This window comes from Exiguobacterium acetylicum (assembly GCF_019890935.1).
GTDB classification, from domain to species: Bacteria; Bacillota; Bacilli; order Exiguobacteriales; family Exiguobacteriaceae; genus Exiguobacterium_A; species Exiguobacterium_A abrahamii.
The window spans coordinates 1,721,728-1,741,287 of record NZ_CP082333.1 but is presented as its reverse complement, the minus strand read 5'-3'; the positions used below and the strand labels follow the sequence as shown (position 1 = coordinate 1,741,287).

Sequence of the window (19,560 nt, the reverse complement as noted above, 5' to 3'; positions counted from 1 at the left end):
TTATCGTGATTTCGTCAAATAAATCAAAATTGCGCCTTCTTGTTTTCTGACCTTTAGGTGAGGAGTGGATAACGTGTCGATTGAGCGACCGATGATCGATTCTCCTGTCGTATAGCGTTTGAGGAGTAAGGGATAGAACGAAACATTCGTCTGTTTTTGATCATTGAATTGACCGCTGTCAGTCTGGACGTTTTGAGGTAAGGTATAGGCCGTTTTCGTCTCAGGAATACCATTCTTCGCATCAAGCGAATAGGTGAAGGCATGCGAATCGTTGAGTAGGTTCAAATCATACGTCAACTGGAACGGTGTGCGATCATATGTACCGGCAGGAATCGATTTGTCGATCAGCACCTCTGGTGGTTCTGTATCGTCAAATTGGACCGCCTTGAGCTGGAGCGGGCGATCGAGTGTACCAGTTAAGAAAAATGTCCGCTGTTGCTGCGACGCGTCCTTTGCGGTAGAGGGTGTAATCGAAAAGGAAGACTTCTTGATCTTGACGGTTTCTTTTGGAAGGACGGTTGCTTCCGTTGTGCAACCAGCAAGCAAGAAGGTTAGGGTGAATAAGAGAGCATATTTCATGACGTGTTCCTCTTTTCCGTAGTCATGGTGAATCGGGATGAAATTGAAATATTCAAAAAATTAGAAATGATACCTAGATTATACCAACAATGTTCTTGCTAAATAAAGGAGGAAATCATGAAAGGCAAATGGTTATTAGCAACCGTCCTGCTCGTCGGTTGTGCCTCGACAAGTGAAGAGGCCGAATCGACGGCAAAATCGTTATACGTCGCACCGAACGGCAGTGATAAAAATACAGGCACGTTGAAGCACCCGTTTAAAACAATCCGGCAAGCGACACTAAAAGCGACTGCGGGTACGACGGTCTACTTGCGAAAAGGAACGTATCACGAGAAGCTGGACGTTAGACAAAGTGGAACGAAACAACATCCAATCGTCTTTCGGAATTATAAACAAGAACGAGTCGTCTTAAATGGGGAAAACATTAAAGATCGAGACGCAACCTTACCGATCATACAGATTAAGGATCGAAAATATGTGACAATCCAAGGACTGACGATCGAAGCCGTTCAGTCGAAACGAACGGACGCGACACCGATTGGCATTTTGGTCACGGGATCAGGATCCTACATCACGTTGAAGAACAATACGGTTCGCGACATCAAGACGCTCGCGAAAGATGGGAATGCACACGGCATCGCCGTTTACGGAACGGGAGCGATTCGTCACCTGACGATTTCCGGCAACCGAGTCGAGCAAAATCGTCTCGGTTTCAGCGAAGCCCTCGTCTTAAACGGAAACGTCAAACATTTCCGGGTGACGAAGAACGTCGTACGGGATAACGACAACATCGGCATTGATTTGATCGGACACGAAGGGATTGCTCAGTCTAAAAAAGACGACTACGTCCGTGAGGGCGTCGTGTCGGAAAATCGTGTCTACCGGACGTCGAGCTACGGCAATCCTGCTTACGGGAAGGAATACAGCGCAGCCGGTATCTATGTCGATGGTGGGAAGAATTTGACGATTGAGAAGAATCTCGTCGAAGCGAGTGATATCGGGATTGAAGTGACGAGTGAACATGCCGGACGGTACGCAGAAGATATCATCGTCCGCCAGAATGAGGTACGGCAAAATGTCTACACCGGAATTGCGATTGGTGGGTATGACACGAAGCGGGGCGGTACAAAACGTGTCCGGATCGAGCAAAATCAGCTGATCGGGAATGATACGAAAGGGCTCGAGGGTGGTCAATTGCTCGTCCAGCATGATGTCCAAGACAACAAGATCATCGGGAACACATTCGATGGTTCGTTAAGTGTCGCCCATTACTTCAAGACGAGTTCTGGAAATCAGTTTGAAAAAAATACGTTCAAGCATACAAAACGTTTCATGTGGCGCGACGCCTCCTATAAAACGGAACGAAGCTTTCTGAAAGCGGTCCGAAAGGTGGAAGGAAGATGAAGTTATCGGAGCGACTCCTCGCTTTCTGGATTCGGATTCCAAGACGCTGGCGGCTTGCAGCGTTGACCGCCTGTATGTTAACGATTTGGACGGTGGAAGGCGTTCGTTTTTTAACAAGTCCCGCGTTACGACTGCCGACCGTTACCGATGCAATCATCTGTCTCATTCCGGCGATTCTATTGTTCATGGTATGGAAAACAAAGCGTTCAAATTAACACCTGAATTAATCGAAAATAACAAGGAATTCATTTAATCATCCTCGAAATAGGGAGGGAACTTCAATTAGTAAGGAGGAAAAAAGATGACGAAACTAACGATTCAAGCCGTGATTGACCGTCCAGTCGAGACCGTGTGGGAGATCTGGAACGCACCAGAAGACATCAAACGCTGGAACGCAGCGTCTGACGACTGGCATACGACGGCGTCAACGAATGATTTGACGGTCGGTGGTCAATTCACGAATCGAATGGAAGCAAAAGACGGTAGCATGGGATTTGATTTCACGGGTACATACGAGACAATCATTCCTTACGAACACATTGCGTATGTCCTCGAAGATGGTCGCCAGGTGACGATCGACTTCTCTCGGAACGGGCAACAGACCGAAGTCGTCGAATCGTTTGATGCCGAAACAAGCAACCCGCCTGAGATGCAACAAGCGGGCTGGCAGGCGATCCTTGATCGGTTCAAGGCGTATGCTGAGTCGAAGTAAATCGTTCGCTTCGTAACTTCCGACCACGGCGATCCGTCAGGGCAGGAATACCGCCGCTCTCATAGCGCCGGACCCAGTTATACAATTGTTGATACGACACATCATGCCGTCCGGCGATGCGTTGGTAGTCCTTTGCGGCCGCCAAACAATCGAGGACGGCATTCATGCGTTGTTCAAGAGTGTTGGTGGACATGAACGTTTTCCTCCTTATTGAATCGCCCTGGATTCGTCCATGGCATCAAACTAGTGCACATACAATCGATGGAAGCCATTGAATCAAAGAAAAATTGACGCGTCTCCTGTTGATTCGTTTTGACGATCAGTCGTTTTTCTAGCGTTGGTAAATGCACGAGAAACGAAATCTGACATTCCAAAGGCTGCGAGAGAATGGTGGTAGATCGTTTTTGTAAGTGGATCGCTGCTGAATTCGCAGTGATGTATAAGACGTGTCGATTCCATTCCTCTTCGCTAAAAAGTGAATCCATCATTGTGATAAATGCTTGACCGGAAATGAAGTTCATCGGACGACCTCCTTTCTTATAATGTGTATATCCAGTACATGTTTTTCGAAAACCTATATTTCAAATATTACAAAAAACCACCTCCAAAAGAGAGGTGGTTAACGTTACCCTGCTAGTTCTAGCATTTGGACGAACGCGACGTCCGGATCCGTCGTCTCGAATCGGTTCAACCAATCCTTGAAGTCACCTTCGTACAAAATACGACCTTGATGAAGGAAGATGACATGGGCATCGGTATGCAATAGATCGTGTAATTGATGCGTCGAGAAGAGGCATGTTTGACCGTTTGCTGTCATCTGCTCGAAGCGTCGCATGATATGAAGCCGTGTTGCCGGGTCGACTCCGCTCGTCGGCTCGTCAAAGATGTAGAGCGAACGTGGTACTGTCGTCAACAGGGTCACGAACAACCATTTCTTTTCGCCAGCGGACATCTTACCGATTTTCATCTCCCACAGATGAGCGAATAAATCGAGCTCTCGCGGCTGTTTCAGATGACGCGTATAGGTCTCTTGCTTGCGATATGCTTTCAAACGAGCGAGCCGACCGACGAAAACGGCGACATCCTTACCCTTTAATTCATCCGAGTAATAGATGAATTGCGTCAAATAGAGGATGTCCGAGATATCGGGTAAGTCCAGTTCTCCGGACGTGATCGGTAAAGCACCGGTCATGCAATCAAACAGTGTCGTTTTCCCGGCACCGTTCATCCCGATCAAGACGTTCAGTTTCCCGGGAACAAGCGAAAAGGAGACATCGTGTAACAGATCAGGTGATTTCGGATAGTTGAAGCGTACGTGTTGAACGTGCATCTGAATCCTCCTATCGGGTCAGTAATGACATCAGATTAAAGCGTTTGACAGAGAATAGACCAAGTAACAGATAAACGACGAGTACGACGGTCAAGATCAGTAACGATGCTCCCGTAACGTGCTCAGAGACGGCGAGACCAAGTGTTTTCATGACATAAAAAGGATTCAAGTAACTGTACAAGCGATCCGGTTGGCTATTTGCGAACAAGAACAGGGGATACATGACGATGTTGATTAATGTCGACATACTCGAAATCTTTGCTGGAAGCATCGTCAAGGCAATGCTTGCAAAAGCAAGCGGGATGCTGAGCAACAAGACGAGATAAGCGAGTAACAACGTCAAAGGTGAGAAGTAACCGAATACGAGCATCAGGATCGTCGTAAAGACCGTCAAACTAACGGCTGCAAACACGAGCTGAACGAGTACGAGTGCGAGAATACAACCAATCTTACTACCGGAAATCATGATATACGTCTTCATCAAACCATGCTCCCGCATCCGGGCAAGTTGGAGTCCGATACTGTTCACGTAAATCGAGAGCAAGATATAGCCCCAAAAGAGCGCAAGGAACGAGAGGAAACTGTTCTCGGTGAAGTCAAGTCGTGACCCGAAGACAAAGGCGAGAATCAACGGGAAAATCAACGACCAAAAGACCGGAATCTTATCCGTCAGCATGATTTTTAAGTAGAGTATGAAGTAGCTAGGAATCGAATACATATGTGCCTCCTGTTCACAAAAATTGGTCAAAATATGAGCCTGTATGTTTTGATACGAAAGAAAATGGAGAAAAGTTCCTGATGAAGTAAGTTGTTAATAAAAGTAAGAATACCAGAAACGCACAAATATTGTAAACTGAAGCAAAGAACAGGAGGTGTCACGATGGACTATTTATTAACGTCCGGTGGGGTACAGAATCTCTCGATTCATAACGCGTTACGCGAGATGCTCGGAAAACCGATTGAAGAATGCCGTGCCATTGCAATCACGACAGCTTCCTACGCATTAGGCAGAGGAACGGACCTCGCTGTCAACTTCATTCAAGGAAAAGATGAGGCACCGATGGTCGATTTAGGATGGAAATCAGTCGGTCTGTTGGAATTATCAGCGGTCTCGGTAATTGATCCAGCAATTTGGCAACCAGCGGTCGAACAAGCGGATGTCATTCTCGTTAATGGTGGTGATCCACTCTTTCTACATCACTGGTTTGTCGAATCGGGCTTCGATCGACTATTACCGCAACTGACCGGTGTTTATGTCGGGATGAGCGCCGGTAGCATGGTTCTGACGCCACGAATCGGAACAGATTTCGTTGGATGGAAAAAGACGCCGGAGCAATCGGACGCAACATTAGGTCTCTTTGACTTTTCAATTTTTCCACACCTCGATCATCCGCAGTTACCAGATAATCACTTACAAGCTGCCGAATCATGGGCTGAGACATTGACGAATCCAGCTTACGCAATCGACGACGCGACAGCGATTCGTGTTATCGGTTCGAACGTAGACGTGATTTCTGAAGGAAAGTGGGTCCAGTTGCGATGAGGACGATCTATTTCATTCGCCATTGCGAATCGATCAAAACAGGCAGTGATCAAGGGCGGGGATTAACGGATGCAGGTCAAGAACAAGCACAGGAACTCGTAGCGTTCTTTAAAGAGATACCGATTGACGCCATCTACTCGAGTCCGATGCAACGAGCGATGGACTCCGTTCGCCCGCTTGCTGAGCAACGAGGTTTGCGAATCTACGAGGCAGCGTTTCAGGAACGGCGTTTTCAGGAAACAGACGAACGTTTATCGCCTGAACGGCTAGAAGAACTGTTGAAGCGATCATTTCAAAATGATGATTACGCGCAAAGTGGTGGAGAGTCGAATCAAATAGCACGTAATCGTGCTCTAACAGTCATCGATCAGCTACTTAAAACCCACCCGCACCACCGAGTGGTCGTCGCGACGCATGGTCTCGTGTTGGCTTTAGTGCTCGAACACTACACTGAACGACCGGCAAATGAGTGGCTGGGCGCGATGGGGAGTCCAACAATCCATCAGCTGACATTCGATGCAGGCGGGAAAACGTCTCATGAACAACTATTGTAAAATGATTAAATCTGCCCACTGAAGATGAAACCGAGAAAGAGCAGTAGTAACACACCAAGCGGAACGGCACAGGCGAGACTGACGTATTTGAGGATTCCCGATTCGCGTCGTTTGATGGCGACGATCCCAAGTCCGATTCCAAACAGATAAATGACAAGTCCGATTGGGATCGTCAGCATCGAGTTCGGTCCGAACGACCAGTTGAGCGGTGGGAAAATCATATAGGCGATGAGCAGACCGAGCAAACTAAAGAAGATAGAAGCTTTAGCGTATGTCATATGAGAACTCCTTTTAATTAAGTATGTGAACAAGAATTCGGACTTAAAACGTAAATTCCTGCTTCATCCAGTAAATTTCCTGTTTGGCATTTGAATGAACGGGAACTATATCTAAAAGATACTATCTTTTAGATATAGGAGGGACCGATGCCAAAAGAAAACATGACCCGTTATGCGATTCTCGGACTTCTTGCAAGCGGGTGTACGTCTGGTTATGAGATGAAACACACGATCGATACGAGTTTGAATCACTTTTGGAAAATTAGCTTCGGACAAGTCTATCCAACGCTGAAACGGTTAGAGGCGGAAGGGTTGATCGTTGAAGAGGTCACGGATGGGGAACGGAAACAATTCGCCCTGACGGAAAACGGGCATGCGGAGCTTGCGCGATGGGTCGCTGAACCGTCCGTCGAGCTGCCGGTGCAACGGAACGACCTGTTGTTGAAGCTGTACTTCGCTCGACATGCTTCAAAAGAGGTTACCTTGCAGAAAATTCAGGAGCACGCGCGATTGCTTGAAGAACGGCTTGAGACGTATCAAGCAATCGATGCGATGATTCGTTCTTATCCGGACTCGAATGATGCCGTCTATTGGTTATTGACGCTTGATTATGGCATTCGGAAGACACGGGCGTTACTCGATTGGTGTGACGCTTCCCTTGAGACCCTTGGAGGAGGAAATTGACATGAAACGGATCATTGCGACTCCGAACAAAGACGTCGTCGTGTTCATCATCGGTTTACGGATCAATCGTCTGCGTTCCGTCCGGCAATGGTTGCCGACGGTCCAGGCGATGGGACCGATGCTACAAGAGTGTTATGCAAACGATGTCGGTCTGATTTCGCATGAGTCACTTGTCGGTTGGCGTTCCGTGACGTTGATTCAATATTGGCGTTCGACGGAAGAATTGATGGCATATGCCCATGGTTCCCGTCATTTGACGGCGTGGAAACGATTCAATCAGAAGGCACGGACAACAGAAGCGGTCGGGATCTTTCATGAGACGTTCGAAGTCAGCAATTATGAGTCGATGTATGTCAATCTTCCAACACGAGGTCTAGCGAAAGCACTCGGGGAGTCGGCGATCAAGCCGCATCAAGAACAAGCAAAAGGGCGCTTAGCCGAGCGGCAATCACAAGAGACGATCTAAATAGACAAAAGACGGGTGCCGAGGCATCCGTCTTTTTATGTCGCGACTGGCGTGACGGGTTCGAGCATCTCCCCGCAGTTTTGGCAAATATGATCGAGCGTTTTCGTACACGGTTCGCAAAACGTACAAGCGTGCGAGCACTGATAGACCGTCGTTTCAATCGTTTCTTGACACCGGACACAGGTTGATTCCATATGTATCACCTCCTGTAATTAGTATAAGAAAAGCACTTTGAGGAGCACAGTAGGAGAACATAGGGAAAGGCTATATTTTCCTTTGATTCCGTGGTAATTTGAAGAAAGTGGTTTTAATTCGAAAGGGAGATGAAAAATGGACCAAATTGATCAACAGATTGTCCGGATTCTGCAAGACGATGCCCGGATTCCGTGGTCGGAACTCGGACGACAGATTGGGTTATCGGCACCTGCCGTCATCGAACGAGTCCGAAAAATGGAGGACGCGGGAATCATCGAAGGATTCCGCGCTGTCATAAATCCGGAAGCACTCGCGCAAGGGTTACTCGCGATCGTCATGTTCGAAGAGACACGCTGCGCAGGCTTGATTGAATTTTGTAAAGGACATCCAGAAGTCGTCGAGTGTCACCGCCTGACCGGTAGCTATAACTTCATGGTCAAGTTGCAAACGGCGTCCGTTACAACACTGGAACATTTTCTTGATGACGCATCGGTCTACGGCAAACCGTCGACCTGGATTCGACTGTCGACGCCAGTGCCGTTCACGGGATATACGGTATGACGGAAGCGACACGTGTACGGATCGAACAACTGACGGGGGATATCGGGCACGTCGAAAAGCTTGGTGAGCAAGGGGGCACTTCGATTGTGTACCGGATTGAAGCAAAAAAAGGGAGTTACTTACTAAAGACTGCTACGGAAGCGAGATACCAAGAATGGCTCGCAGAAGAAGCGATTGTCTTAGAAGAATGGATGCAACGAGAACCAGGGTTCCTACCGGAGTACGTTGGTTTTTTTAAGACGGAACAGCAAAGCCATCTCTTGATGCAGTGGCGAGACGGGATGACGTTGTCGACAGCCTTAAGACAGGCGACAAGCGAGCAGCGGATTCAGCTGTGGCAAGCGTTCGGAACGTATCTTTTCCAGTTTCATCAACGCACGACAGGGGGAACGTCACAGGAGTGGCTAACGGAACGACTTATGACAGCGGAACGTTATGTCGCATCTGCTTGGACGTCTGGTACGATGGATTTACTGAAACGATTAAAGTCCTCCTGTCCGAAGGCGATAACTGCCAGTTGGATTCATGGCGACTGTACGACGGACAATCTGTTGGTCGCGACGGACGGAACGCTGTCGTTCATTGATGTCGGTGCAATGAGACCGGGCGATCGGCGGTATGACATCGCTCTTGCGATCAGTCCGATCATCGATGATCCGCGAGCCCTCGATGCCTTTTACGAAGGCTACCGTTTCGAGCGATTGACTACACGAGAATTTGATTATTACGAACACGGACTGTATTCCTTTTTCTAAAAAGTCGTTGCAAAGGAGAAAAGAGATGAACCTCATGCTAATCGGAGGCGGTCAACTGGTTGCTCCATCTCATCAATTCATCAATCGGCATGTCGTTCAACTGACGAAACACGCGCCACATATCGTCTTCCTGCCGACGGCAAGTCGGGATGAATCGTTATACCAACACCAATTTCGAAATACATATGAAGCACTTGGCGCGATCGTCTCGATCGTCACGCTGTTTGACGACAAACAATCCATGGCGACGCAACGACGATTAATAGATAGTGCCGACATTCTTTATGTCGGGGGTGGCAATTATCCGTTACTCGTTCAGACGCTTGCTCTAAAAGGCATGGATGTATTGCTTGAACAAGCCGTTAAGCGTGGAACATGGTACGTCGGTGTCAGTGCTGGAGCGATCTATGCGATGGAATACGGAATCCGTACGAGTGAGGACGGAACGGACTATTGTCTGGATACGGGGCAAGGCTGGCTGAGCGGCTGTCTTTGTCCGCACTTGAACCAGGAAAAACGGGAAACCCGTTTTCAGGAACATCTGCCTCAAATGAATCATGCCATCGGATTACCTGATGATACGGCGTATATTCTTTCCGGGACAGATCACTATCGAGTAGGAGAAGGGCACGCGTTGTATGGGCGTTAGATTATGTGAACGTTAGCGTCTCGAACTCTAGGAGTGTCATCTTCTTCGATAGTCGTTTCGGATTCGATAAATGACAGATGAATTCAAGACTATTGCCATCTGGATCATTGAAATGCAGTTTGGCATGGGCGTAATCCTTATGTGTCATCACGAAGGGCTCATCTGGTCCAAATCCAAATGCAGCGCGTGGTTCGATTTGACGCTCGCGCAACCAATTCGGAGCATTCCGTAAAAAGTCGATATCGACAGTTAAAGCGATGTGTCGGATGGAAGGATGATACGGCGTGTTCGCGTGCTCGCTAAGCCAAAGGCCAATCCAGCTTTTCCCGGGTTCAATCCATAAGAATGCGATTCGATCGTCAACGGTATGATCAAAGGTCAATCCGAGTGATTCGTAAAATACAATCGATCGATGTAAATCAGTTACCGGTAGATGCGCTTCATATAGTGAGAACGTCATCGAACGAGTTCTCCTGTAGCACGATGTTCGAGCACGCTAGACATGTGTTCGGTCGCCCATTGTTTCATCATCAGGACGAGTGGACGAAGGGTCTCACCGAGTGGGGTAAGCGAATACTCGACCCGAGGTGGCACTTCTGCGTATGTCACACGTTGGATCAGCCCATCGTACTCGAGTTCTCGTAATTGTAAGGTCAAGATACGCGGACTAATGGATTCGGAGGTCTTCAATAGTTCTGAAAAGCGAAGCGGACCGTCAAGCAATTGATGGATCAGGATGGCTTTCCATTTTCCACCGATCACTTCAACCGTCGCTGCCGTCGCGCAAGAATAGATATTTAGAAAGACACAACTTTCTTCGTTTTGCATGTGGATCGTCTCCTTTAGTTACATGATTGATAGTATGTCACTTCAAAGTGCGTACTTGTCGCTTGCTAGGAAGCGGCATACACTTCAGATGTCACTATCATACGAAATGAGGCTAGAACATGTTAACTAAAACGACTACCGATTTACGAAAACAACAGATTCTCGAGGCATTCGCCTTCCGTCACGCGACAAAACGATTTGCGGACAAACAGATTCCGGAAGATGATTTTGCTTTCATTCTTGAAACGGGGCGTCTTTCACCGTCATCGTTTGGCTACGAACCGTGGCGCTTTCTCGTCATTCAAGATGAGTCACTTCGTGCGCGTCTTGCACCGTTTGCGTGGGGCGCTGCTGGACAACTTGAGACAGCGAGCCACTTCGTCATCCTCTTGGCTCGAAATGAACAGGACATGCATTTTGACGCGCCTTACATCAACCATATGATGCAGGACGTGATCGGATTAACGCCTGAAGCACAGAAAGGTCGTCATTCATTTTATCGTCAGTTCCAAGAATCCGACTTCGATCTTGTGTCATCAAAGCGTGCCATGCGGGATTGGTCGGCAAAACAAACATACATTGCGCTCGGTAACATGATGACCAGCGCGGCACAAATCGGGATTGATTCGTGTCCAATCGAAGGGTTCGACCAACAAGCTGTCGAACAGCTGTTACGTGAAGAAGGACATTTGACGGACAATCTGAATGTCGCGGTCATGGCAGCGTTCGGTTACCGAAATGCAGCACCGGCGCATGCGCAAACGCGTCAAGCCATCGCTGATCTCGTTGATTGGGTCTAATATTCAAGCTATTTTAAAAACTATGTGATTCATCCCATCTGAGCCGAAATTTTTCTTCGGCTCAGTTTTTTGTTTACTAGGCATCATGGTCATATAAATAATCATCAAAACAGTTGACGAACAAAAATCAAGATGGTATATTTATCTCGAATTAAAGATATATGAATTGAAGATACAATAGAGGTGAACGAAATGACTCCATCGAATCCGAACTTGAAAGCATTAACGGTCATGGTGCGTGCAGTCGATGCGTTACATGAAGTCATCAAGAAGGACGTTGCGCAATGGGGGTTGAACCCAACGGATTTTTCAGTTCTTGAGTTGCTGTTTCACAGGGGCAGGCAACCGATTCAATTGATTGGGAAAAAAGTCTTGATCACGAGCAGTAGCATCACATACGTCATCGATAAGCTTGAAAAGAAGAATTACGTTGTCCGCAAAGCATGTCCAGAGGATCGGCGTGTGACATTTGCGGAACTGACACCTGAAGGGCAACAATTGATGGAAACGATTTTTCCGGAGCACGAGCAAGCAATCAATCAAGTATTTCAAGGAATAGCCCCGTCAGACCTCGAAGCATTCATCGAGACAGCCAAAACGATCGGCTATCAAGCAAAAAAACAATAAAAATTTTTTAGACTGATATCTCGAATTCGAGATAATAACCATTAAAGGAGCGATTTTTCATGAATGAATTAAAAGGAATCCACCACGTGACGGCGATTACAAGCAGTGCCGAGAAAAACTATGACTTCTTTACGAACGTCCTAGGGATGCGATTGGTCAAGAAGACCGTCAATCAGGATGACATCCAGACGTATCACTTATTCTTCGCCGATGATAAAGGATCTGCCGGCACAGATATGACGTTCTTTGATTTCCCTGGTATTCAAAAAGGGTCACACGGAACGAATGAAATCTTTAAGACAGCGTTCCGTGTTCCAACGGATGCGGCACTCGAATACTGGATTAAACGCTTTGACAAATACGACGTCAAGCACCGTGGTATCAAAGAACAATTCGGCAAGCAGACGCTCTCGTTCGTCGATTTTGATGAGCAACAATACATGTTGATCTCTGACGAGCATAATCAAGGTGTCGCTTCCGGCACACCGTGGCAAAACGGTCCGGTACCCCTCGAGTTCGCGATCACGGGACTCGGTCCAATTCACATCCGGATCGCGGAATTCGACAATTTAAAAGCGGTACTTGAACAAGCGATGTTGATGCGCGAAGTCGATCAAGCGGGTTCCCTGCACTTGTTCGAGATGGGCGAAGGCGGAAATGGTGCCCAAGTCATCGTTGAGCACAACGTCGTTCTACCAAGCGGACGTCAAGGATTCGGAACGGTCCACCACGTCGCTTTCCGCGTTGAAGATACGGCTGCCTTACAAGAATGGATCGAGCGGATGCAACAGCTACGCTTCAACACGTCCGGTTACGTCGATCGCTTTTTCTTCGAGTCCCTTTATGCCCGTGTCGCGCGCGGTGTCTTGTTCGAGTGGGCAACGGATGGTCCTGGTTTCATGGGGGATGAGCCATACGAAACGGTCGGGGAGAAATTGTCGTTACCACCGTTCCTCGAGCCGCAACGAGCACAGATCGAACAAATGGTCCGTCCAATCGATACGGTCCGGAGTACGCGCAAGATCGAAAAAGAATACCTTTAAGAGAACGTAACGATAACGTAGCCAACCGCATCTAAACAAGAGGAGGAAATGAAAATGGAGAAATTAAACATTGGTATCATCTTAGGATCCACACGTGAAGGACGTCTCAGCCCACAAGTCGGGAACTGGGTCAAACAACTCGCCGATCAACGGGGGGATGCAAACTACACGATTCTTGATATCGCCGACTACAAATTACCGCTTCTAGGTGAAAAGGATGGGGATTCGTCGGGTGCTGCTGATTGGTCGAAGGATGTCGCAGCGCAAGACGGATTCGTCTTCATCGTCCAGGAATACAACCACTCGATTGCAGCGTCACTCAAGAATGCGCTCGATTATTTACGAGTCGAATGGAACAATAAAGCGGCAGGGATCGTCTCTTACGGTTCTGTCGGTGGAGCGCGGGCAGCAGAACACTTGCGCGGCATCCTCGGTGAGTTATTGATTGCCGATGTCCGGGTGCATCCGGCGTTATCCTTGTTCACGGATTTCGAGAACGGATCGGTCTTAAAAGCGGCAGCCGTTCAAGAAACATCGGTCAACCAAATGCTCGATCAAGTCATTCCGTGGGCAACAGCATTAAAAACAATCCGCTAAATCGTGATTGATCAGAAAACCCCCTCATTTCAGCGAAATGAGGGGGTTTTCTATCGTTGTCATGTACAACACGACGTGACGCGGCGCAGATCCTTTTCTTGAATGTAAAGCGTGTGTTGGCGGACTTTATAAGGAATGTCAGCCGCTTGCAGACGTTCGAGATAGTGACCTGTTGGAGTGACCGTCCATTTCACATACGACGTCGCAGCATTCGGAGAGGCGAGACAGGTGAGCAATACAAGTGGAAGGAACCATTTTCGAAGTTTCAAGCGTATACCTCCTTCATTATTTCAAATACTGTATTAATGATTTTATTGTTTAATTTAAAAACTGAAAATCACGACTCACGTCAACAAAAAATAACTGACCATCAAGCCGACCAACAGACCACCAAAGACAAGTCGATAAACGGGGGAACGATGGGTTCCTTTATTTCGTTTAACTTGATAGACGATGAAATAAATCACACTGGTCACCATGACGAGGATCGCCAGTGTACTGAGTAAAGTAGACATCAGCATTCCTCCTTATCGTAGGATTTTAGATAACGCTTTTCCTTTCGCCAGTTCGTCGACGAGTTTGTCGAGAATCCGGATGTTACGAATGAGCGGATCCGTTAGATGTTCCACACGAATCCCGCAGATGACGCCAGTGACTAAAAAACGACGTTCATTCAGGGCAGGTGCGTGCTCGAAAAAGGCTGCGACGTTTTGGGTTTGTATGGCTTGTTCAAGAGTGGATTGCGTGTGTCCGGTCAACCAGAACAGCACGTCATCGAGTTCGTCTTGTGTCCGTTGCTTACGCTCGACTTTTTGACGGTATACCTGATACAGCTGCAACATTGGCATTTGAAATACTTTTTCGTAACTCATCTGAATCGCCTCCTTTCATGGTAACATATGGGAAAAGGTCTTGTGTCACGGATTTCAATTCGGTTTGGAGGTGCAGGATGAAATGAGATATCGAATCATTGGAATGACTTTTTTGACGTGCCTAGTGCTATTTTTAGGCGTCGTGGGCGTAAAAATGTCGTATCAGGCATTGATTGATCCTCCGATTGATCAATCGACAGGAAACTGGGTACATGTCCCGAGCACAATTTTACCGACTAAAAAAGTCATTTATGCGAAAAAAGATTTGATCACAAAGGCACTGAACTCTTCAAAAAATGGGCACAAAGGATATCGGAAAGAGCCGGATAAGAAACCTGTTGTTGAAGTGGGAAAGGGATCATGGACGGATGCAATCAATCAAATCACTCGCGTGGCTTCTTGGATTGTCGCTCTAGTGATGATCATCTATCTGTATCGTCGACAACGATTCAACCGCATGCAGTGGTCATTCCCATCAAAGCATCAACCGAAACGAACCGCTCTATCGCTTCCGCTAACCCCTGAAGTCCAGCTCTCCTTAGAAGACAGTATGCTTGATTCAAAAATTCGTGAAGCGGTGCGCGCGTTCAATCAATCACTTGCTCCAGCGCAGCAACGGCGGACATATGAAACGCTGACGGAGTGGTTAATACGCTTAGAAGTCACAGTCCCGCATGAAATCTATCAGCTCGTTCGCTATGCCGACGTAGCAGAACAGACACTCGATCCCTCTCAACGGACTGCTTTCCTCGAACAGCTTAAGCAAAATCAGACACGGCTCGTGTAATCAGCCGTGTCTTTTTTGGTGTCCGCGATACTTGTTAAGGGCGAGCATATTTAAGAGGAACAGTGCTGCACCATAAAGAAATAGTCCGAGCCAGTACGGCCAGATGCTCGACCAACCGTTGCCGTAGACAAGTACCTCTTTGATCGCACTCGCTCCGTAGAAAATCGGGGTGATGTATCCGATGTTACCGAGTCCGTATGGAATCAAATCAAGCGGAATCAATCCCGAGAAGAAAATCTGCGGAATGATCGTAAAAGGAATCAATTGGACGACTTGTAATTCAGACTGGGCGAAAATCGAAATCGTTGCGCCGAACAAGACCGCGACGACGGCAAGTCCAAGCATCGTCAGGAAGACCCAGATGATCGAACCTTCAGACGGTAAGTCAAGAACGGTCGTTGCATACAGGACCACAAGAATCGCCTGGATGGAGGCGAAGACGCTATAACCGAGCGTATAGCCGAAGATGACGTCGGTTTGGCGAATCGGTGTCATCATCAACCGCTCGAGCGTGCCACCACTGCGTTCCTTGACGAGAGCCATTGCTGATAAGATGAAGACGAAGAAGAACGAGAACAGCGATAAAAAAACGAAACCGAGCGCATCAAACGTTGATTGATCGACATCTCCGTACAGATAGTTCGTCTCGAGTTGCATCGTCGGTTGCAGCGATGCCAGTCCAGCTTGAATCTCGCGTAGTGCCTTTGAACTTTTCGTTGAAGGTTCGCGGAGGTTCAATGCTAGCTGGTTATCTTTCATGTCTAACACGACGTCGACCGTTTCATGGTCCTTGAGGTAGGCGTCCGCATCGCTGCCGTTATACGTTTTAAGCGACAGATCCTGTTTTTCGATCGCTTGTGAGACCGGTGCCGGTACATCTTGACTGATGGCGACGACAGGCGTGTAATCATCGTTTCCAAGTAGGAAATAGATCAAGGTGAAGATTAATAACGGAGCAAGCAAAATCAGTCCGACGCTTCGTTTATCGTTCAACGTTTGACGGATGACCCGTCGTGCGAGTTGCCACATCACGTCACGTCCTTTCCAGCGAGCAGGAACAGTTCCTCGACCTGACCGTTTTCAGTCTGTGCGAGCAAACGGTCGAGCGGATCGTAGGCGATGATCCGACCGTTATAGATCAATGCTGCCCGGTCACATTCATTGATTTCATCCATGACGTGGGTCGAGACGACAATCGTCGTACCTTGCGCACGAATCGCTTGGAATTGATTCCAAATCTGGCGGCGTAACACGGGATCAATCCCGACGGTCGGCTCATCCAGGAATAAGACGGTCGGACGATGCAAGATTGAGATGGCGAGGGACAATCGTTTCTTCATCCCGCCGGAATAATGGCGAACGAGCTTTTTTTGATCATTCGTTAAATCGACGAGTGTCAAGACCTCCTCGATGCGTTTTGCTAAATCCTGACGGGACATGTTGTATAAGGAACCGAAAAATTGCAGGTTCGCAAGCCCCGATAAATCCTCATACAAAGCATCGTTTTGTGGCATGAAACCAATCTGCGATAACATCTTGAAGCTTGGCATCGAAGTGTCACCAATCTGAATCGAACCTGCGTCTGCCTGGATCGCACCAATCATCAAACGAATCAGTGTCGTCTTACCAGAACCTGACGGACCGAGCAAGCCACAAATCTCACCGGACGGAATCAAAAGATCAATCTGTTGGAGGACGTTCTGTTGATGAAACGATTTTGATACACCGTTCAGTCGTAAATCCATCGTATTCTCCCTCCTTTTTATAAAATAATTATTGAACAACGTGTTGATTAATTTCATTATAAAAGGGAGAGAAACTGGGAGCAATGACCAGTTGACGTCCATCTGTCGCTTAAGCGACACATCCTTCTAAAATGTTGAAGAAAGAGGCGATTTCAATGAAAAAACAGGATTTACGCGTTATCCGGACTGACCGGAGGATTCGTGAGACGTTCCTTCAGCTGATCGACGAAGTTGGTTTTGATGCCGTGACGATCAAGTTGTTGACAGATCGGGCGGAAGTCAACCGCGGGACGTTCTATCATCATTACGCGGATAAATACGAACTACTCGAGCGGATGACGAATGAGATTTTTGAAAAGATTGAAGCGACGTTTGAACGCGAGATTCCCTTTGTCTTAATCAACCAAAAGGAGGACTCACCGTACCGACGAATTATTCCGTTTCTGACGTTTCTTTATGAACACCGGACGCTGATGCGAATCCTACTCAGTCCGACGAGTGACGGGATGTTTCGGAACCGGGTCCGTGATTACATGCAACAGATTCTGTTTTCAGGACTACCGGAACAAGGAGAACGGCTCGTTCCAGAAAATTATCTCATTGCCTATCTCTCAGCCGCCCATCTCGGTGTCATCGAATCCTGGTTGAGCCATTCAAACGAGACATCACCGGAAGAGATTGCTCGAATCATCTTTACGATTTCGATGGAAGGGCCGTTTCGAGCAGCGGGGTTCCGACGATGAGTCTTGAGCAAGTCTTAGAAAAAGTCGTCGCGTGTTTGCAGCAAGAACGGATTCAGTTTGGCATCGGTGGTTCATTATTGTTACACCATCATGGACTGCCTGTCACTCCGCGCGACATCGATCTCGTCGTCGCGTTAGCGGACGCCGAACGGGCAGTCCTATTGTTATCTGAGATGGGAACTGTCGTTGAACAAGACGAGACGTCACTTTACGCGACGGAAGTGTTCCAAGAATTTATGATCGAAGGAATCGATCTCGATCTGATGAGCGGACTACAGGTTCGCCATGACGAGGGCGTGTTCGTCTATCCGTTTGCTGAACAATCGATCGATTCAGTTGGACTTCCGTTCATGGCACTCGTCGATTGGTACGTCATCTATCAACTGATTCCGGGGCGGGAACAAAAGGTCACGATGATTGAAGACGTATTTACGAAACAGGAAGTCGACCGTAAGCGTCTCGAACAGCTGAGAAGCCTCGTTCTTCCGCAAATAGTAAAGAAACGAATCAATCAGTGGCTGAAATGACATACAGGTCTTCGAGTAAGACGACCTCATTTGTTGCCGGTAAGTAAGCGTGGTTCGAGTCAAGCAAACCACAGAGAACATAGTGGTCAAGTGCCCGGTCGAAAACATAATACGGTTTCAATGTCAGGTAAGGCATGAGTGCGTGACGTATGACTTCTTCCGGAACGCTATCAGGCAATCCTTGTGTCGAGTCATGATAGAGGTCAATAAATGCTTCATTATCAACGATTAGGCTGACTTCAAAAGTATCTTCGATCAAAAGAATCGTTAAACGACGTTTGTAAGCGAGATTTATGTCGTCAAGAGTCCGGCGTACTACTACGTTAATGAATGGAAAATCCCGATGGATTTCTTGAATCGTCCACGCTCCGGACTCCTCCGGATATTCGGCAGCGATGAGATCTACAGCAATCGACTGACATGTTTCCAGCATCTCGTCAGTCAACGGTCGGTAATCCGGATGTGGCGTTTGAGCTTCGGCATCGAGTGCCGTGACAGCGTCTCGCCGCTTAATCAATTTGCGCGTATAGGAGAAGGTGGACGGTTTGTCCCATGTCACGATCTCGTTCATGGCAACGGACGAAGTTTCGGGATTACTTAGAAGATACGTGCGCAAGCCGTCTTGAGAAACAAAGATTTCTTCAATTGCATGCGCTTGTATTGGTTGTTGGTCATCAGGTGCAAAAAAGAACCGTATTTGTTCTGATATGATCGGTGCGATTTGTATAGGTGACAATGTGAACGGTTCAGTCGAATACTTGTTACTCAGCGCGGGGGTTCCATAGACACTGAAAGAATCGAGCGCTCCTTCATTCGTTAGCTCAAGCGATATGAACAGACCAGGGGAGAGGCGAATCCCGTGATGACAGTTGACGTACTGATACAGAGAATCTTGATGCGTAAGGAACATGAACTGCTTCTCGAACGTCATTCCTAATTCTTGCTCAAGCCAAGCAATCCGTATGTCTGAATCACGTAAATCCTCTGGAACTGAATGAATCGCGACAGCGCCATTTTTGTGGATCGCAGTCGTTCGTTTTGTAGCCGTATCGACTTGGATCTCTATCGTACCGTCTGGATAACTCTCATCTTCAGACCAAGGGCCGTGATTGATGGGTAACCAACACGTCTCAAGCGAATATTGCGTTTCACCATGAATTTTTTCACGGCGATAGAAGGTTTCATGTAAGACATAATCGTTCAGTTGATATTTGTCTTGGATATGGGAGATTAAATCTTTCGTTAATGGATGCAACTCGTTCACTCCTTTATATCTATCTT

32 protein-coding genes are annotated in these 19,560 nt (G+C 47.5%); 17 read left to right on the top strand and 15 right to left on the bottom strand.

All coding sequences use genetic code 11. The features are described 5' to 3' along the window. A complete protein-coding gene (locus K7G97_RS09150) occupies positions 1–579 on the bottom strand; it encodes a hypothetical protein (RefSeq protein WP_223040389.1) in 579 nt (192 codons plus the stop codon). Between the two features lie 117 nt (positions 580–696). Between K7G97_RS09150 and K7G97_RS09145 the strand changes: the two genes are divergently transcribed. From K7G97_RS09145 to K7G97_RS09135, 3 genes are all read left to right on the top strand, one after another. Then, positions 697–1,983, top strand: a complete 1,287-nt coding sequence (locus tag K7G97_RS09145) for a right-handed parallel beta-helix repeat-containing protein (RefSeq protein WP_223040388.1) — start codon at positions 697–699, stop codon at positions 1,981–1,983. After that, entirely contained in the window at positions 1,980–2,198 is a 219-nt protein-coding gene (locus K7G97_RS09140; protein WP_223040387.1) for a hypothetical protein, read from the top strand. The genes K7G97_RS09145 and K7G97_RS09140 overlap by 4 nt, the downstream gene beginning before the upstream one ends. An 86-nt stretch (positions 2,199–2,284) precedes the next feature. Next, the gene (locus K7G97_RS09135; protein WP_223040386.1) at positions 2,285–2,695 is read left to right on the top strand and encodes an SRPBCC family protein; all 411 of its coding nucleotides are present in this window, start codon (positions 2,285–2,287) and stop codon (positions 2,693–2,695) included. On the opposite strand, the gene K7G97_RS09130 is transcribed toward K7G97_RS09135, so the two are convergent. From K7G97_RS09130 to K7G97_RS09115, 4 genes are all read right to left on the bottom strand, one after another. Next, a complete protein-coding gene (locus K7G97_RS09130) occupies positions 2,670–2,888 on the bottom strand; it encodes a helix-turn-helix domain-containing protein (RefSeq protein ID WP_223040385.1) in 219 nt (72 codons plus the stop codon). The two genes, K7G97_RS09135 and K7G97_RS09130, sit on opposite strands and share 26 nt — an antisense overlap. Further along, positions 2,869–3,216, bottom strand: coding sequence for a hypothetical protein (locus K7G97_RS09125; RefSeq protein WP_223040384.1), 348 nt, complete (start codon positions 3,214–3,216; stop codon positions 2,869–2,871). The genes K7G97_RS09130 and K7G97_RS09125 overlap by 20 nt, the downstream gene beginning before the upstream one ends. Before the next feature lie 104 nt (positions 3,217–3,320). Next, on the bottom strand, positions 3,321–4,025 hold the full coding sequence (locus tag K7G97_RS09120) for an AAA family ATPase (RefSeq protein ID WP_023468433.1): 705 nt from the start codon (positions 4,023–4,025) through the stop codon (positions 3,321–3,323). Between the two features lie 10 nt (positions 4,026–4,035). Further along, positions 4,036–4,743 carry a hypothetical protein gene (locus K7G97_RS09115; protein ID WP_223040383.1) on the bottom strand — a complete coding sequence of 236 codons (708 nt, stop codon included), beginning with the start codon at positions 4,741–4,743 and terminating at the stop codon, positions 4,036–4,038. A gap of 162 nt (positions 4,744–4,905) precedes the next feature. On the opposite strand from K7G97_RS09115, the gene K7G97_RS09110 reads away from it, so the two are divergent. Together K7G97_RS09110 and K7G97_RS09105 are read left to right on the top strand one after the other, a co-directional pair. Further along, on the top strand, positions 4,906–5,568 hold the full coding sequence (locus tag K7G97_RS09110) for a Type 1 glutamine amidotransferase-like domain-containing protein (RefSeq protein ID WP_223040382.1): 663 nt from the start codon (positions 4,906–4,908) through the stop codon (positions 5,566–5,568). Beyond that, on the top strand, positions 5,565–6,122 hold the full coding sequence (locus tag K7G97_RS09105; protein WP_223040381.1) for a histidine phosphatase family protein: 558 nt from the start codon (positions 5,565–5,567) through the stop codon (positions 6,120–6,122). The genes K7G97_RS09110 and K7G97_RS09105 overlap by 4 nt, the downstream gene beginning before the upstream one ends. 5 nt (positions 6,123–6,127) lie before the next feature. Here K7G97_RS09105 and K7G97_RS09100 read toward each other — a convergent pair whose 3' ends face one another. Further along, positions 6,128–6,400, bottom strand: a complete 273-nt coding sequence (locus tag K7G97_RS09100) for a hypothetical protein (RefSeq protein ID WP_223040380.1) — start codon at positions 6,398–6,400, stop codon at positions 6,128–6,130. A 147-nt stretch (positions 6,401–6,547) separates the two neighbouring features. Between K7G97_RS09100 and K7G97_RS09095 the strand changes: the two genes are divergently transcribed. Together K7G97_RS09095 and K7G97_RS09090 are read left to right on the top strand one after the other, a co-directional pair. Next, positions 6,548–7,084, top strand: coding sequence for a PadR family transcriptional regulator (locus K7G97_RS09095; RefSeq protein ID WP_223040379.1), 537 nt, complete (start codon positions 6,548–6,550; stop codon positions 7,082–7,084). Position 7,085: 1 nt separating this feature from the next. Further along, positions 7,086–7,550: a DUF4188 domain-containing protein gene (locus tag K7G97_RS09090; protein ID WP_055968284.1), complete on the top strand. Its 465-nt coding sequence runs from the start codon at positions 7,086–7,088 to the stop codon at positions 7,548–7,550. Positions 7,551–7,585: 35 nt separating this feature from the next. Here K7G97_RS09090 and K7G97_RS09085 read toward each other — a convergent pair whose 3' ends face one another. Further along, positions 7,586–7,744, bottom strand: a complete 159-nt coding sequence (locus K7G97_RS09085; RefSeq protein ID WP_075642401.1) for a DUF1272 domain-containing protein — start codon at positions 7,742–7,744, stop codon at positions 7,586–7,588. 136 nt (positions 7,745–7,880) lie between these two features. Between K7G97_RS09085 and K7G97_RS09080 the strand changes: the two genes are divergently transcribed. Genes K7G97_RS09080 through K7G97_RS09070 form a run of 3 tightly spaced genes read left to right on the top strand, consistent with a single transcriptional unit; the run spans position 7,881 to position 9,710 of the window. Next, complete coding sequence (locus K7G97_RS09080) at positions 7,881–8,306, top strand: Lrp/AsnC family transcriptional regulator (protein WP_223040378.1); 426 nt, start codon at positions 7,881–7,883, stop codon at positions 8,304–8,306. Next, positions 8,303–9,061: an aminoglycoside phosphotransferase family protein gene (locus tag K7G97_RS09075; RefSeq protein ID WP_223040377.1), complete on the top strand. Its 759-nt coding sequence runs from the start codon at positions 8,303–8,305 to the stop codon at positions 9,059–9,061. The genes K7G97_RS09080 and K7G97_RS09075 overlap by 4 nt, the downstream gene beginning before the upstream one ends. A gap of 25 nt (positions 9,062–9,086) precedes the next feature. Beyond that, the gene (locus K7G97_RS09070; RefSeq protein WP_223040376.1) at positions 9,087–9,710 is read left to right on the top strand and encodes a Type 1 glutamine amidotransferase-like domain-containing protein; all 624 of its coding nucleotides are present in this window, start codon (positions 9,087–9,089) and stop codon (positions 9,708–9,710) included. 1 nt (position 9,711) lies between these two features. Here the strand turns inward: K7G97_RS09070 and K7G97_RS09065 are convergent, their stop codons facing one another. Next, positions 9,712–10,170, bottom strand: coding sequence for a VOC family protein (locus tag K7G97_RS09065; RefSeq protein WP_223040375.1), 459 nt, complete (start codon positions 10,168–10,170; stop codon positions 9,712–9,714). Continuing rightward, on the bottom strand, positions 10,167–10,538 hold the full coding sequence (locus K7G97_RS09060) for a winged helix-turn-helix transcriptional regulator (protein WP_223040374.1): 372 nt from the start codon (positions 10,536–10,538) through the stop codon (positions 10,167–10,169). Before K7G97_RS09060 ends, K7G97_RS09065 begins: the two co-directional genes overlap by 4 nt. A 119-nt stretch (positions 10,539–10,657) precedes the next feature. Here K7G97_RS09060 and K7G97_RS09055 point away from each other — a divergent pair, with 119 nt between their 5' ends. From K7G97_RS09055 to K7G97_RS09040, 4 genes are all read left to right on the top strand, one after another. Beyond that, complete coding sequence (locus K7G97_RS09055) at positions 10,658–11,338, top strand: NAD(P)H-dependent oxidoreductase (protein WP_223040373.1); 681 nt, start codon at positions 10,658–10,660, stop codon at positions 11,336–11,338. A 192-nt stretch (positions 11,339–11,530) separates the two neighbouring features. Then, entirely contained in the window at positions 11,531–11,965 is a 435-nt protein-coding gene (locus K7G97_RS09050) for a MarR family winged helix-turn-helix transcriptional regulator (RefSeq protein ID WP_223040372.1), read from the top strand. Between the two features lie 59 nt (positions 11,966–12,024). Next, positions 12,025–13,008 (top strand): ring-cleaving dioxygenase, encoded by a 984-nt coding sequence (locus K7G97_RS09045; protein WP_035397186.1) that lies wholly within the window; start codon positions 12,025–12,027, stop codon positions 13,006–13,008. A 54-nt stretch (positions 13,009–13,062) separates the two neighbouring features. Then, complete coding sequence (locus K7G97_RS09040; RefSeq protein ID WP_223040371.1) at positions 13,063–13,605, top strand: NADPH-dependent FMN reductase; 543 nt, start codon at positions 13,063–13,065, stop codon at positions 13,603–13,605. A gap of 59 nt (positions 13,606–13,664) precedes the next feature. On the opposite strand, the gene K7G97_RS09035 is transcribed toward K7G97_RS09040, so the two are convergent. From K7G97_RS09035 to K7G97_RS09025, 3 genes are all read right to left on the bottom strand, one after another. Next, positions 13,665–13,874, bottom strand: coding sequence for a hypothetical protein (locus K7G97_RS09035; RefSeq protein ID WP_223040370.1), 210 nt, complete (start codon positions 13,872–13,874; stop codon positions 13,665–13,667). A 75-nt stretch (positions 13,875–13,949) separates the two neighbouring features. Next, a complete protein-coding gene (locus K7G97_RS09030) occupies positions 13,950–14,120 on the bottom strand; it encodes a hypothetical protein (RefSeq protein ID WP_223040369.1) in 171 nt (56 codons plus the stop codon). Positions 14,121–14,132: 12 nt separating this feature from the next. Beyond that, positions 14,133–14,477 carry a DUF2200 domain-containing protein gene (locus tag K7G97_RS09025; protein ID WP_223040368.1) on the bottom strand — a complete coding sequence of 115 codons (345 nt, stop codon included), beginning with the start codon at positions 14,475–14,477 and terminating at the stop codon, positions 14,133–14,135. Between the two features lie 82 nt (positions 14,478–14,559). Here K7G97_RS09025 and K7G97_RS09020 point away from each other — a divergent pair, with 82 nt between their 5' ends. Beyond that, positions 14,560–15,264 (top strand): hypothetical protein, encoded by a 705-nt coding sequence (locus tag K7G97_RS09020; RefSeq protein WP_223040367.1) that lies wholly within the window; start codon positions 14,560–14,562, stop codon positions 15,262–15,264. Here the strand turns inward: K7G97_RS09020 and K7G97_RS09015 are convergent, their stop codons facing one another. Both K7G97_RS09015 and K7G97_RS09010 read right to left on the bottom strand, forming a co-directional pair. Further along, positions 15,265–16,293, bottom strand: coding sequence for an ABC transporter permease (locus K7G97_RS09015; protein ID WP_223040366.1), 1,029 nt, complete (start codon positions 16,291–16,293; stop codon positions 15,265–15,267). Further along, on the bottom strand, positions 16,293–17,009 hold the full coding sequence (locus tag K7G97_RS09010; RefSeq protein WP_223040365.1) for an ABC transporter ATP-binding protein: 717 nt from the start codon (positions 17,007–17,009) through the stop codon (positions 16,293–16,295). The genes K7G97_RS09015 and K7G97_RS09010 overlap by 1 nt, the downstream gene beginning before the upstream one ends. A gap of 155 nt (positions 17,010–17,164) precedes the next feature. Between K7G97_RS09010 and K7G97_RS09005 the strand changes: the two genes are divergently transcribed. Then, on the top strand, positions 17,165–17,752 hold the full coding sequence (locus K7G97_RS09005; protein ID WP_223040364.1) for a TetR/AcrR family transcriptional regulator: 588 nt from the start codon (positions 17,165–17,167) through the stop codon (positions 17,750–17,752). Then, positions 17,749–18,279: a nucleotidyltransferase family protein gene (locus K7G97_RS09000; RefSeq protein WP_223040363.1), complete on the top strand. Its 531-nt coding sequence runs from the start codon at positions 17,749–17,751 to the stop codon at positions 18,277–18,279. Before K7G97_RS09005 ends, K7G97_RS09000 begins: the two co-directional genes overlap by 4 nt. On the opposite strand, the gene K7G97_RS08995 is transcribed toward K7G97_RS09000, so the two are convergent. Further along, entirely contained in the window at positions 18,260–19,534 is a 1,275-nt protein-coding gene (locus K7G97_RS08995; protein WP_223040362.1) for a hypothetical protein, read from the bottom strand. The two genes, K7G97_RS09000 and K7G97_RS08995, sit on opposite strands and share 20 nt — an antisense overlap. Between the last annotated feature and the right edge of the window lie 26 nt (positions 19,535–19,560).